The sequence below is a fragment of the Pseudomonas sp. HT11 genome (assembly GCF_044875395.1).
Classification (GTDB): Bacteria; Pseudomonadota; Gammaproteobacteria; order Pseudomonadales; family Pseudomonadaceae; genus Aquipseudomonas.
The window spans coordinates 5,450,142-5,463,654 of the sequence record NZ_CP173217.1; the positions used below are offsets into that span (position 1 = coordinate 5,450,142).

Below are 13,513 nucleotides of genomic sequence, written 5' to 3' on the forward strand. Positions count from 1 at the left end.
GCCAGCAACTAACCTTCACAAAAGCCCAGTTGTTGTACAAGTTCAAGAAGTTTAAATCGCCAATCTTACTGACATCTTTTTCATCTCAATATGTAGTCTTTATCCTACACTCCTGTTCGTGGCGCATTGGGAGCCAGGACGTACCCAACTCACACCTACCCCATGGAGATTCACCCTATGGTTAACTGGCGCAACACGAGACTCCCAAAACTGGAAGGCGAGAATAAGATCACCACTGTTTACGAGATGATCGTCAATCAAACTTTCCAGCTCGGTTTTGAATATTGCTCATTTACGATGAGTTCCCAACAACCTGCTAACCAAACAAAACCTATTCGATTAAACAACTATCCAAATGAATGGAATACACTTTATAACCAAGCGCATTTTTTTGATGTGGACCCCGTAGTCGCCCACTGCAAACGCAGCGTAATGCCGCTGGTCTGGGATGAAAAAACGTTCAGCACCGCGCCGCATCTATGGACGCTGGCCGAATCGTTTGGTGTGCATCTGGGATGGACTCAAGCCGTGCATGACTTCCAGGGTGTGTTCAGCATGCTGACCCTGGCCCGAAGTGTCGGCAACGTCAGCCCTGAAGAGCTGTACGAGAAAGCAGGCCAAGTACTGTGGCTGTGTCACGCCATGCACGCCGTTGTAGCGCAAACATATGCCGACACACCGAGTATCACGCCGCCTTGCAAACTGACCCCACGGGAAATAGAAATTCTCAGATGGTCAGCCATTGGCAAGACCGCCTCGGAAATCGCCACGATTCTGTGCCTGTCGGAGCGTACGGTGGGCTTTCATATCAGCAGTTGCCTGAAGAAACTGGGCGTTACCAACAAGATCGCAGCTGTACTGCGCGCCTCAAAAGCGGGGTGGTTTTAGCCAAGCTGGAAACACCGCATGTAATCCCCCTGAAAAAAACGTAACATTTACGGCCAATTCTGAGTGTTGAAGCTGCGCCTTTAATGCCGCCTCGCCGTACACTCAGACGGTTACGCCGGGTACCACGCCCGTCGAACGCCCATCGATGACCAGAGCCTCCCCCGCCATGCCCCTGCTTGACAGCCCCTTCGCCCAGCTCGATCTGATTCGCCAGCCAGAGCAACACAATGACCCGCTGCAGGCCTTTGATGCCGCCGATGAGTACTTGCTCAACTACCTGGCCGAACAGTCGCTGAATTCGGCAACCCGCGTGCTGGTGCTCAATGACAGCTTCGGCGCCCTGGCGGCCAGCCTCGAAGGCCAGGTGCAGGTGACCTCCAGTGGCGATTCGTTTCTGGCAGCCCTTGGCCTTGAGAAAAACCTGGTGCGCAACGCCAAGGCGTTTGACGCCGTAGCGTTTGTACCGGCCTCGCAAGTAGCCACCGGGCCTTTCGACCGCGTGCTGATCCGCGTGCCGAAAACCCTGGCCTTGCTCGAAGAACAGTTGATTCGCCTGCAAAGCCAGCTGGCGCCAGGCGCCGAAGTGATCGCCGGGGCGATGATCAAACACCTGCCACGGGCCGCCGGTGAACTGCTGGAGCGCTACATCGGGCCGATGCACGCCTCGCTTGCGGTCAAAAAAGCCCGGCTGCTGATCGCCACCGCAGAGGCTCGCCCAACCGCCGTGTCGCCCTACCCTACCCGCTACACCCTGGACGCACCGGCCATCGAACTGCTCAATCACGCCAACGTGTTCTGCCGCGAAGGCCTGGACATCGGCACCCGCGCCTTCCTCCCACACCTGCCAAAAAGCCTCGGCAGCGCCCGCGTGGCCGACCTGGGCTGCGGCAACGGTGTATTGGCGATCGCCAGCGCCCTGCAAAACCCCGACGCGCACTACACGCTGGTGGATGAGTCCTACATGGCCGTGCAATCGGCGGCCGAGAACTGGCAGGCCGCCCTGGGCGCTCGCGAGGTCACCCTGCGCGCCGACGACGGCCTGGCCGGCCAGGCGCCGCAGTCGCTGGACGTGGTGCTGTGCAATCCGCCCTTCCACCAACAGCAGGTGGTCGGTGACTTCCTTGCCTGGCGCATGTTCCAGCAGGCGCGTGACGCCCTGGTCGTTGGTGGCGCGCTGTATATCGTCGGCAACCGCCATCTGGGCTATCACAGCAAGCTGGCGAAGCTGTTCCGTGGCGTCGAGCAAGTCGCGGCCACGCCGAAGTTTGTGATTCTCAAAGCGCGCAAATAAAAAAACCCTGCCGCTCTTGCGAGTGGCAGGGCTGAAAAGCCGGGCCGCGAGGCCCGGATTGGGATGTCAGTGGGTGGTCAGGCCGGCCGCGCTCATGAACATGCGCATCAGGCTGGCCACGACAAACAGGGCCAGCACGCTGCCGGTCCAGATCATCGCCAGCCACCCCAGGCGCCGCCACAACGGCTGCTTCTCGGCCTGTTCGATCTCGTGCAACGAAGGTTTGCCGGACATGAAACGACCCTCCTAGTGATAGCCGTCTTCGTGGGTGACCTTGCCGCGGAACACGTAGTAGCTCCAGAAGGTGTAGCCCAGGATGAACGGGATGATGAACAACGTGCCCACCAGCATGAAGCCCTGGCTTTGCGGCGGTGCAGCGGCGTCCCAGATGGAGACCGACGGCGGAATGATGTTCGGCCACAGGCTGATACCCAAGCCGCTGTAGCCGAGGAAGATCAGCACCAGCGTCAGCAGGAACGGCGTGTAGTGCGCATTTCGCGCCACCGCGCGGATCAAGCCGTACATGGTCACCAGTACCAGAATCGGCACCGGCAGGAACCAGAACAGGTTCGGCAGGGTGAACCAGCGCGAGGCGATTTCCGGGTGCGCCAGAGGCGTCCACAAGCTCACAACGCCGATTACCGCCAACACCACGAACGCCAATGGCCGCGCCAGGTTGTGCATCTGCTCCTGCAACTTGCCTTCGGTCTTCATGATCAGCCAGGTGCAGCCGAGCAAGGCATACGCGATGACCAGCGCAACGCCGCAGAACATCGTGAACGGCGTGAGCCAATCCAGCGAGCCCCCGGCAAACTGGCGGTCGACCACCGGAATGCCATCAATGAACGCCCCCAATGCCACGCCCTGGAAGAAGGTCGCCGCAATGGAACCGCCGATAAACGCCTTGTCCCACAAGTGGCGCTTGTCGTCCTTGGCCTTGAAACGGAATTCGAAGGCCACGCCACGGAAGATCAGCCCGATCAGCATCAGGATCAGTGGCAGGTACAACGCCGACAACACCACCGAGTAGGCCAGCGGGAACGCGCCGAACAACGCCGCGCCGCCCAATACCAGCCAGGTTTCGTTGCCGTCCCACACCGGGGCGACCGTGTTCATCATCACGTCACGGTCGACTTTGCCTGGGATGAACGGAAAGAGAATGCCGATACCCAGGTCGAAGCCGTCCATGACCACGTACATCATGATGCCGAAGATGATGATCACGGCCCAGATCAGCGGAAGATCAATACCCATCTCAATTCCCCTTGTGCTGAATGTGGGCGTGGTCGTCATCGCTGCCATCATCGGCGGCGGACAACGGACGGGCCGGCGTGCGTTTCTGGCCAGGGCCACCATGGGTTGGCTCGCTGCCTTCGTGGGTCTGCGGCCCTTTGCGCACCAGGCGCATCATGTAGCCCAGCCCTGCGCCGAACAGCGCGAAGTACACCACCACGAACAGCACCAGGGTGATCGTCATCTGCGCCAGGCTATGCCCGGAGGACGCATCCGCCGTGCGCATCAGGCCGTAGACCACCCACGGCTGGCGGCCGATTTCGGTGGTGAACCAGCCGGCGAGAATCGCGATCAGGCCGGACGGGCCCATCCACAGCGCCAGGTACAGGAACGGCCTGGAGGTGTACATCTTGTCGCCCCGGCGCAGCCAGAGGCTGAACAGGCCGGTGAAGATCATCAGGAAGCCCAGGCCAACCATGACCCGGAACGACCAGAACACAATGGTCGAGTTGGGACGGTCTTCAGGCGGGAACTCCTTGAGCGCCGGCACCTGTTTATCCAGGGAGTGCGTCAGGATCAGGCTGCCCAGGTAAGGAATTTCGACCGCGTACTTGGTTTTTTCGGCCTTCATGTCGGGCAGGCCGAACAGGATCAGCGGCGTCGGCTCGTTGCCGATATTTTCCCAGTGGCCTTCAATCGCGGCGATCTTCGCCGGCTGGTGCTTGAGGGTGTTCAGGCCGTGGAAGTCACCGATCACCGCCTGGATAGGCGCCACGATCAGCGCCATCCACATTGCCATCGAGAGCATGGTGCGGATCGCCGGGTTGTCCTTGCCGCGCAGCAGGTGCCAGGCCGCCGACGAACCGACGAAGAACGCCGTGGCCACAAAGGCCGCCGTGGCCATGTGCATCAGCCGGTACGGAAAGGACGGGTTGAAGATCACCGCCAGCCAGTCGGTAGGAATCACGCGCCCGTCGACGATTTCAAAGCCTTGCGGGGTCTGCATCCAGCTGTTGGACGCAAGAATCCAGAAGGTCGAAATCAACGTACCGACGGCCACCATCACCGTGGCAAAGAAGTGCAGCTTGCGCCCCACCTTGTTCCAGCCGAACAGCATCACGCCGAGGAAACCCGCCTCCAGGAAGAAGGCCGTGAGCACCTCGTACGTCAGCAATGGCCCGGTTACCGCGCCGGCGAAGTCCGAGAAGCGGCTCCAGTTGGTGCCGAACTGGTAGGCCATGACCAGGCCCGAGACCACGCCCATGCCGAAGTTGACGGCAAAGATCTTCGACCAGAAATGGTAGAGGTCACGGTAGGTGTCGTTATGGGTCTTGAGCCACAAACCTTCCAGCACCGCAAGGTAACTGGCCAGGCCGATGGTGATCGCCGGGAACAGGATGTGGAACGAGATAGTGAATGCGAATTGAATTCGGGCGAGATCTAGCGCCTCCAAACCGAACATAAGTCTTCCTCTGTCAGGTAATACCGGCTGCTGGCTGGAAGCCTGCACCCACTGCCCCCACGGATATGGAGTGTGGCGAATTTCAATTCGTTTCTTTTTTTAACCAACCACGTAGGGAATCGGGCCTTTCGGCCTCCAGAACAATCCCGGGGCCGGTTTTGATCTGGATCAAGCATTGCTCAAAGAGTAGTCCCATTTTCGCTGTAGGACGGCGTGGTCTTTTGCCGCGTGACAGCTTGCCTCATGCCGGTGCACAGCAAACCCTTGCAACTATTTGTTACAGCATGATGCTAATCTCGCCGTTCCCTCTGCTCCCGACCTGAATTCCGATGCCTACGAGTGAACCTGCGTTGCTGTTGCGTCACCATCGCCCTTTCATCGCGTTCTGGCTGGCTCGGATTTTCACCGCCAGCGGTTTCCAGATGCTCACCGTGGCCATCGGCTGGAACCTCTACCAACTGACCGGCAACGTGCTGGACCTGGGCTTGGTCGGCCTGGTGGAATTCATCCCGCGCGTATTGTTCATGCTGCACACCGGGCATGTGGCCGATCGCTATGAGCGGCGCAAGGTCGCCGCCATCTGCCAGACCGTGCAGGCGCTGATTGCCTTGTCCCTGGCCATCGGCGGCCTGACCGGCAACGTGACGCGCGAGATGATCTTTATCCTCGCCTTCCTGCTCGGCGCCGCGCGTTCGTTTGAAATGCCGACCACCCAGGCGCTGCTGCCAAGCATCGTGCCCAGCGCGCTGTTCCCGCGGGCCGTGGCCTCGTCGCAATCGGCGCAGCAACTGGCAACCATCGTCGCGCCGGCCTTGGGCGGTTTGCTCTACGCATTCGGCAGCGTGTGGGTGTATGGCCCGACAGTGGCGCTGTACCTGATCGCCTGCGTGCTGACCCTCAACCTGCCCGCGCGCCAGACCCCTTTGAACAAAGCCAAGGCCACCATGGACTCGCTGCTGGCCGGGATTCGCTTTATCCGCAGCCGCCCGGACATCCTCGGCGCTATCTCTCTGGACCTGTTCGCCGTGCTGCTGGGCGGTGCCACCGCGTTGCTGCCGGTGTTTGCCAAGGACATCCTGCTGACCGGCGCCTGGGGCCTGGGCCTGCTGCGCTCGGCACCGGCGGTGGGTGCGTTGTTGATGTCGTTGTGGCTGGCGCGGTTCTCGGTGGATCGGCATGTCGGGCGCGTGATGTTTACTGCCGTCGGCGTGTTTGGCGTGGCGACCATCGCGTTCGGCCTGTCGACATCGTTCTGGTTTTCCCTGGCAGTGCTGGTGGTGCTGGGCGCGGCGGACATGATCAGCATGGTGATCCGAGCGTCGTTCGTGCAGCTGGAAACGCCGGATGAAATGCGCGGCCGCGTCAGTGCGGTCAACGGCCTGTTTATCGGCGCGTCCAATCAACTGGGCGAGTTCGAATCGGGGATCACCGCCCACTGGTTCGGCACCGTGCCCGCCGTGGTCATGGGCGGGATCGGCACGCTGCTGGTGACCGGGGTGTGGATAAAACTGTTCCCAACCCTGGCCAATCGCGACCGGATGCATGTGCCGGTGGAAGAGCCGAAGGCTGAAGCGGCGAAGGTCTGAGCACCGCCGCCTGACTGGGTGCAGGACTACAAAAAAATGTGGGAGCGGGCTTGCTCGCGAATGCGGTGCGTCAGTCGATACATTCACTGACTGACGCTCCGATTTCGCGGGCAAGCCCGCTCCCACCGTGGTTTTTGAGGTGTGTGCTAGAGCACCTTATCCAGGGTGATAGGGAAGTCGCGTACCCGTTTGCCGGTGGCGTGATAAATCGCATTCGCCACCGCCGCCGCCACCCCGACGATGCCGATTTCGCCCACGCCTTTGGAGCCCAGGGCATTAACCACGTCGTCGTGTTCTTCGACAAAGATCACGTCAATCTCGCCAATGTCGGCATTCACCGGGATGTGGTATTCGGCCAGGCTGTGGTTCATGTAGCGCCCCAGGTGATGGTCGATCTGCGTCTCTTCATGCAGCGCCATGCCAATGCCCCACACCACGCCGCCGAGGATCTGGCTGCGGGCCATCTTCGGGTTGACCACGCGACCGGCGGCAATCGCGCTGACCACGCGGCTGACCTTGATGGTGCCCAGGTCTTCATCGACCCGCACTTCCACAAATACCGCCGAGTGAGTGGCCGTGGCGTAGCCCTCGCGTTTTTTGTCGGGCTCGCTGTCGACCTGCACTTGCAGCGCGTCCTCACCGCTGTCTTTAACCAGTTGGGCCAACGACACACTCACATCGCCTGTGTGCAATTGGCCGTCTTCAAAGCGCACGGACTCGGCGTCCTTGAACACCGGGTAAGTCTGGCGGGCAACCTTCAGCAGTTTGGCGTTCAGCGCTTCGCATGCCTGTTGCACGGCGGTGCCGACGGACGACACGGTAAACGAGCCGCCCTGCAAAGGCGCGGTGGGCAAGGACGAATCCCCCAGCAAAAACTGGATATCGCCCATCGCCACGCCACTGGCCTGCGCGGCAATCTGGGTCATCACCGTGTAAGTGCCGGTGCCGATATCGGTGGTGGCACTGCTTACAGTCAATTTGCCTTCGGCGTCGATGCTCGCCTTGGCGCTGGCCTTCATCTGCATGGCTTCCCACACGCCACCGGCCATGCCCCAGCCGATCAACTGGTTGCCGTCACGCATGCTGCGCGGCTCCGGGTTGCGCTGGCCCCAACCGAAGCGCTCGGCGCCTTCGCTGTAGCACTCGCGCAGGGCTTTGCTCGACCAGGGTTTGTCTTCGTTCTGGTTGCGCTCGGCGTAGTTGATCAGGCGCAATTGCACCGGGTCCATGCCCAAGGCGCAGGCCAGTTCGTCCATGGCGCACTCCAGGCCGATCACGCCCAGCGCAGCGCCCGGCGCGCGCATGTCCAGCGGCGTGTACACATCCAGCGGCACCAGGTTGTAGGTCAGTTGCACGTTGTCGCAGTGGTAGAGCATGCCGCTCCATTCCACCACGTGCTCGCTGAAGTCTTCAAAGCGTGAGGTCTGGCCAATCGCGGTGTGCCCCAGCGCCAGCAGCCGACCGTTGGCGGCGGCGCCCATCTGCAACCGCTGCAAGGTGCGCGGTCGGTAGCCAAAGGTGAACATCTGTTGACGCGTCAGGGTGACGCGCACCGAACGCTTGAGCGCCAAGGACGCCATCACCGCCAGGGGCAACTGGTATTGCGGGCGCAGGCCCGAACCGAAGGCGCCGCCGACGAACGCGGCAAAGATCCTCACCTGGCTCTTGTCCAGGCCGAAGATTTTTTGCACATAGGCCTGGCAGTTCTGCGGGCCCTGGGTTTTGTCGTGGATATGCAGGGTGCCGTCCGGCTGATACAGCACCGTACTGGCGTGGGGTTCCATCGGGTTGTGGTGTTCGATGGGCGTGCTGTAGTGCACGTCGAGGCTGACGGCGGCAGCGCTCCATTCGGCCTGGAAGTTGCCGCGGGGTGCGGGCGGCGTTTGCGGCGAGGGGTGCGCCTGCTCCTGCATGGCCAGCAAGTCGGTTTCAAAGGCTTCGCTTGCGTACTCGATCTCGACCAGAGAACCGGCATGTCGCGCCAGCTCCAGGTTGTCGGCAATCACCAGCGCCAAGGGCTGGCCGCTATAAAGGACGCGGTCGTTGTAGAGCGGGCGAAACGGCGAGCCGTCCGCCGCATCGTCGTCGGCGAACGCGTCATCGTAGCTGGCAAGCTTGGGCCGATTGTGGTGATCCAGCACCATGACCACGCCCGGCAGCGCCAGGGCCTTTGAGGCATCGATCTTGATAACCCGGCCCTTGGCGATGGTGCTGGAGACCACACTGCCGTGCAGCAAGTCATTGCCTGGAAACTCGCCGGCATAGCGCGCCTGGCCGGTGACCTTGAGCAGACCGTCGACGCGGTCCAGAGGTTTGCCGATAGCGGTCATGGGCGTTCTCCTGCGACTGCGGCGTCGCTCAGGGCGCGAATAATTGCACGTCGCGCCAGCTTGATCTTGAAGCCGTTGTGTTCCAGCGGTACGGCGTCTTGCAGCAAGGCGTCGGCGGCGTTGCTGAAGGTTTCGCGGCTGACCGTCTGGCCAATCAGCGAGGCTTCCACCGCGCGGTCACGCCAAGGCTTGTGCGCCACGCCACCAAGCGCAACGCGGGCGTCGATGATTTGGTCGCCATCCAGTTCGAGGGCGGCGGCCACGGAGACCAGGGCAAACGCATAAGAGGCGCGGTCGCGGACTTTCAGGTAATGACTGTGACTGGCCAGCTGGTTGGCGGGCAGCTCGATGGCGGTAATCAACTCATCGTCGGCCAGCAGGTTGTCGCGCTGCGGCGTATCGCCGGGCAGTCGATGGAAGTCAGCAAATTCGATGACGCGCGCACCTGCGCGGCCTTCGACATGCACCCGCGCCTCCAGCGCCGCCAAGGCCACGCACATGTCAGACGGGTGCGTGGCCACGCAGTGTTCGCTGGCGCCGAGGATCGCGTGGATACGGTTCAAGCCGGTGCGCGCCGGGCAGCCGCTGCCGGGTTCGCGCTTGTTGCAGGGCACGCTGGCGTCATAGAAGTAGTAGCAGCGGGTGCGCTGCAACAAGTTGCCGCCGGTACTGGCCATGTTGCGCAACTGCGGCGAGGCTCCGGCCAGGATGGCCTGGGACAGCAGTGGGTAACGCGCCTCGATCACGGGGTGCCAGGCCAGGTCGGCGTTGCTCACTAACGCGCCGATCATCACGCCGCCACTGGCGGTTTCTTCAACGCCCTGCAGCGGCAGGCCGGTGATATCGATCAAGTGCTCGGGGCGGCTGATGTTTTCTTTCATCAGGTCCAGCAGGTTGGTGCCACCGGCGATAAAGCGTGAAGCCGCGCTGCTCATGTGCACGGCCTCGTGCACATCGGCTGGCTTGCTGTACTGGAAGGGGTTCATTGCTCACCTCCCTGGGCACGGCAGGCCGGCAAGGCGTCTTCGATGGCATCGCGGATGTTGCTGTAGGCGCCGCAGCGGCACAGGTTGCCGCTCATCAGCTCCTGGATCTGCGCAGTATTGTGGGCGCGGCCTTCATTGGCCAGGCCCACGGCGGAGCAGATCTGCCCTGGGGTGCAATAGCCGCACTGAAAGGCGTCATGCTTGATAAACGCCTGCTGCATCGGGTGCAACACGTCGCCGTCGGCCAGGCCTTCGATGGTGGTCAACTCGGCGCCATCGCACATCACCGCCAGGGTCAGGCAGGCGTTTACGCGTTTGCCGTCGCGCAACACTGTGCAGGCACCGCATTGGCCGTGGTCGCAGCCTTTTTTACTGCCGACCAGGTTCAACTGTTCGCGCAGCAGGTCCAGCAAGGTGGTCCACGGCAACACGTCAAGTTGGCGGTCCTGGCCGTTCAGGGTCAGACGAATCGGGTGGCTGACGAACGGTCTGGCCGCCGCGCCATTGGGGGTTGCGCTCATAAACACCTCACGGGTTGGGGTATATCCGCGGCGTTCAGGAAAGTCGCCGTCTCAGGGGTACGACTTCCCGGGGTATTGAGCGTTCAAGAGGATTGATCAGCGGATGTTGAACATCGTCGTCAGCGGGGTTTGCGAGCCGTTGATCGAGGAGTTGCTGTACTCGAACCAGCCCGGGGCCTGGACGTTCAGGTCAAACACATAGATGTAGCCCATCACAGTGCCCACGCCATGACAGGCCTGGCTGATGTTGCCGACCTGGCATATCGGCGAGCGTTGCCCGTTCAACTCTGCGCCATCAAAACGGCCCATCGGGCTTTTGCCCAGGCCGACTTCCATCACCGACACCTTGGTGGGCCCGCGATGGGTGCACATCTGCGTGCTGGTCGCGCGCTCCGGGATGGTTTCAGCGCAACCGGCAGACTCCACTTTAAACACGCGCACCTCGCTCAATGCCGGTGCAGTCGCGCCCCAAGCCGGTGCCGCCAGCCCCAGGCCGATTATGGCGAACAGAGCTAGACTGCTGGCGTTGGCTTTTTTCATGCTGTTGACGACTCTGGATTAAACGTCAGCGCAGTATGCCTCAAGGCCATCCACCCACAAAACCAAGCCTATGCGCCATTGGCCTTCGGCTGCTGGTATGATGCGCCGCTTTTTCCGATCCTCTCTGAAACCACAGGCGCTTGGCGCAGTTTGTGCTTTGACTTAGAGGTCAACAAATAACGACGCAAAATAGCGTCACAGGGAGCCGGCATGCTGGAAAAGCTGTTTCAACTCAAAGCACACAACACCAACGTGCGCACCGAGATTCTTGCGGGGATCACGACCTTTCTGGCCATGGCCTACATTCTGTTCGTGAACCCGAGCATCCTTGGCGAGACCGGCATGGACAAGGGCGCGGTGTTTGTCGCGACCTGCCTGGCCGCCGCCATCGGTTCGACCGTGATGGGCCTGATCGCCAACTACCCGATCGCACTGGCGCCGGGCATGGGCCTCAACGCCTTCTTTACCTACACCGTGGTGCTGCACATGGGCCACACCTGGCAAGTGGCGCTGGGCGCGGTGTTCATTTCGGCGGTGCTGTTCTTCCTGCTGTCGATCTTCCGCATCCGTGAGTGGATCATCAACAGCATCCCCTTGCCCCTGCGCTCGGCGATTGCCGCCGGTATCGGCCTGTTCCTGGCGCTGATCGCCCTGCACAACGCCGGGATCGTGGTCGGCAACCCGAACACCCTGGTGGGCCTGGGCGATCTGAAACAACCGGCGCCTATCCTGGCCACCTTTGGTTTTATCCTCATCGTTGCGCTGGAAGCCCTGGCCGTACGCGGTGCAGTGCTGATTGGCATTCTGGCCGTGACCATTGTCTCGATCCTGTTGAATGTCACCCCGTTCGGCGGCGTAATCTCGATGCCACCGTCCCTGGCCCCGACCTTCCTGCAGCTGGATATCAAAGGCGCGCTGGATATCGGCCTGGTCAGCGTGATCTTCGCGTTCCTGTTCGTTGACCTGTTCGACAACTCCGGCACCCTGATCGGCGTCGCCAAGCGCGCCGGCCTGATGGGCAAGGACGGCCACATGCCAAAAATGGGCCGTGCGCTGATCGCCGACAGCACCGCGGCCATGGCCGGTTCGCTGCTGGGTACGTCGACCACCACCAGCTACATCGAGTCCGCGGCAGGCGTGAGCGCCGGTGGCCGTACCGGTTTGACCGCCATCGTGGTCGCGATCCTGTTCCTGCTGGCGCTGTTCTTCTCGCCACTGGCGGCCAGCGTTCCGGCCTTCGCCACCGCGCCTGCGTTGTTGTTCGTGGCCGTGCTGATGACCTCGGGCCTGGCCGAAATCGACTGGGATGACATTACGGTTGCAGCGCCGGTGGTGATCACCGCCCTGGCGATGCCCTTCACTTACTCCATCGCCAACGGCATCGCGTTCGGTTTCATCGCCTGGACCGCCATCAAGCTGCTTTCGGGCCGCTACCGTGAGCTGAACCCGGCACTGGTGATCCTGTCGATTCTGTTTGTGATCAAGCTGGGCTGGTTCAACGCATGACTTTTGACGCCGCAAGCTACACCGCTCAACTGCAAGACAAGGTCACGCGCTTGCGTGACCTGCTGGCACCGTTCGACGCACCCGAGCCGCAGGTCTTCGATTCGCCGCTGCAGAACTTCCGCCTGCGTGCGGAGTTCCGCCTGTGGCGCGAAGGCGGCGAGCGCCACTACGCGATGTTTTCCCAGGACGACAAGCGCACGCCGATTCTGATCGAAGCATTCCCGATCGCCAGCCAGCGCATCAACCAGTTGATGCCGCAACTCAAAGCCGCCTGGCAAGCCAGCGCGGCCCTGAGCCACAAGCTGTTCCAAGTGGAGTTCCTCACCACCCTGGCCGGCGACGCGATGATCACCCTGTGCTACCACCGTCCGCTGGACGAGCATTGGCACGCGGCCGCCAACCAACTCGCTGCCGACTTGAATGTCAGCATCATCGGCCGCTCCAAGGGCAAACGTGATGTGATCGGCCGCGACTACGTGGTGGAAAAACTCGCCGTCGGCGGGCGCACGTTCAGCTATCGCCAACCCGAAGGCGCGTTCACCCAGCCCAACGGCACGGTGAACCAGAAGATGCTCAACTGGGCGTATGAAGCCTTGGGCGATCGCCCGGATGATTTGCTGGAGCTGTACTGCGGCAACGGCAACTTCACCCTGCCGCTGGCGACCCGTGTGCGTAAAGTGCTGGCGACCGAAATCAGCAAGACCTCAGTGAATGCGGCGTTGAGCAACCTCGATGAAAACGCGGTGGATAACGTCACCCTGGTGCGCCTGTCGGCTGAAGAACTCACCGAGGCGCTCAACGAAGTGCGCCCGTTCCGCCGCCTGCATGGCATCGACCTGAAAAGCTACGAATTCGGTAGCGTGTTCGTCGACCCGCCACGCGCCGGCATGGACCCGGACACCTGCGAGCTGACGCGGCGCTTTGACAACATCCTCTACATCTCCTGCAACCCGGAGACGTTGGCGGCGAACATTGCGCAACTGCATGACACGCACCGGATCACCCAGTGTGCGATGTTTGACCAGTTCCCATGGACGCACCACATGGAATCCGGCGTGCTGTTGACCCGCCGGTAACCCGTCTCACACGCGTGCGACCGCCCTCCTGCCATTGGCAGGGGCGGTCGCCGACCACCGAAAACTCCCGCGCGTTGATTTACGGTTCGATAAT

At 61.7% G+C, this 13,513-nt stretch carries 12 protein-coding genes; 5 read left to right on the forward strand and 7 right to left on the reverse strand.

Translation table 11 applies throughout. The features are described from left to right. The first annotated feature begins 177 nt into the window (after positions 1-177). Both ABWL43_RS25185 and ABWL43_RS25190 read left to right on the forward strand, forming a co-directional pair. Positions 178-888: an autoinducer binding domain-containing protein gene (locus ABWL43_RS25185; protein ID WP_404485101.1), complete on the forward strand. Its 711-nt coding sequence runs from the start codon at positions 178-180 to the stop codon at positions 886-888. 166 nt (positions 889-1,054) lie between these two features. Continuing rightward, positions 1,055-2,179: a methyltransferase gene (locus ABWL43_RS25190; protein ID WP_404485103.1), complete on the forward strand. Its 1,125-nt coding sequence runs from the start codon at positions 1,055-1,057 to the stop codon at positions 2,177-2,179. Positions 2,180-2,245: 66 nt separating this feature from the next. On the opposite strand, the gene ABWL43_RS25195 is transcribed toward ABWL43_RS25190, so the two are convergent. Genes ABWL43_RS25195 through ABWL43_RS25205 form a run of 3 tightly spaced genes read right to left on the reverse strand, consistent with a single transcriptional unit; the run spans position 2,246 to position 4,874 of the window. After that, positions 2,246-2,413 (reverse strand): DUF2474 domain-containing protein, encoded by a 168-nt coding sequence (locus ABWL43_RS25195; protein ID WP_071489954.1) that lies wholly within the window; start codon positions 2,411-2,413, stop codon positions 2,246-2,248. A 12-nt stretch (positions 2,414-2,425) separates the two neighbouring features. Next, the gene (cydB, locus tag ABWL43_RS25200) at positions 2,426-3,433 is read right to left on the reverse strand and encodes a cytochrome d ubiquinol oxidase subunit II (RefSeq protein WP_124418507.1); all 1,008 of its coding nucleotides are present in this window, start codon (positions 3,431-3,433) and stop codon (positions 2,426-2,428) included. Between the two features lies 1 nt (position 3,434). Continuing rightward, complete coding sequence (locus ABWL43_RS25205) at positions 3,435-4,874, reverse strand: cytochrome ubiquinol oxidase subunit I (RefSeq protein ID WP_106579300.1); 1,440 nt, start codon at positions 4,872-4,874, stop codon at positions 3,435-3,437. 329 nt (positions 4,875-5,203) lie between these two features. Between ABWL43_RS25205 and ABWL43_RS25210 the strand changes: the two genes are divergently transcribed. After that, positions 5,204-6,460: an MFS transporter gene (locus ABWL43_RS25210; protein ID WP_145162236.1), complete on the forward strand. Its 1,257-nt coding sequence runs from the start codon at positions 5,204-5,206 to the stop codon at positions 6,458-6,460. 146 nt (positions 6,461-6,606) lie between these two features. Here the strand turns inward: ABWL43_RS25210 and ABWL43_RS25215 are convergent, their stop codons facing one another. From ABWL43_RS25215 to ABWL43_RS25230, 4 genes are all read right to left on the reverse strand, one after another. Continuing rightward, positions 6,607-8,790 carry a xanthine dehydrogenase family protein molybdopterin-binding subunit gene (locus ABWL43_RS25215; protein ID WP_262206735.1) on the reverse strand — a complete coding sequence of 728 codons (2,184 nt, stop codon included), beginning with the start codon at positions 8,788-8,790 and terminating at the stop codon, positions 6,607-6,609. After that, positions 8,787-9,776, reverse strand: a complete 990-nt coding sequence (locus ABWL43_RS25220) for an FAD binding domain-containing protein (protein WP_404485107.1) — start codon at positions 9,774-9,776, stop codon at positions 8,787-8,789. The genes ABWL43_RS25215 and ABWL43_RS25220 overlap by 4 nt, the downstream gene beginning before the upstream one ends. Continuing rightward, complete coding sequence (locus ABWL43_RS25225; protein ID WP_404485110.1) at positions 9,773-10,297, reverse strand: (2Fe-2S)-binding protein; 525 nt, start codon at positions 10,295-10,297, stop codon at positions 9,773-9,775. The genes ABWL43_RS25220 and ABWL43_RS25225 overlap by 4 nt, the downstream gene beginning before the upstream one ends. Positions 10,298-10,393: 96 nt before the next feature. Next, a complete protein-coding gene (locus ABWL43_RS25230; protein WP_262206737.1) occupies positions 10,394-10,837 on the reverse strand; it encodes a YolA family protein in 444 nt (147 codons plus the stop codon). Between the two features lie 210 nt (positions 10,838-11,047). Here ABWL43_RS25230 and ABWL43_RS25235 point away from each other — a divergent pair, with 210 nt between their 5' ends. Beyond that, positions 11,048-12,343: an NCS2 family permease gene (locus ABWL43_RS25235; RefSeq protein ID WP_145162251.1), complete on the forward strand. Its 1,296-nt coding sequence runs from the start codon at positions 11,048-11,050 to the stop codon at positions 12,341-12,343. Further along, positions 12,340-13,419 (forward strand): tRNA (uridine(54)-C5)-methyltransferase TrmA, encoded by a 1,080-nt coding sequence (trmA, locus tag ABWL43_RS25240; protein ID WP_404485114.1) that lies wholly within the window; start codon positions 12,340-12,342, stop codon positions 13,417-13,419. The genes ABWL43_RS25235 and trmA overlap by 4 nt, the downstream gene beginning before the upstream one ends. The last annotated feature ends 94 nt before the right edge of the window (positions 13,420-13,513 follow it).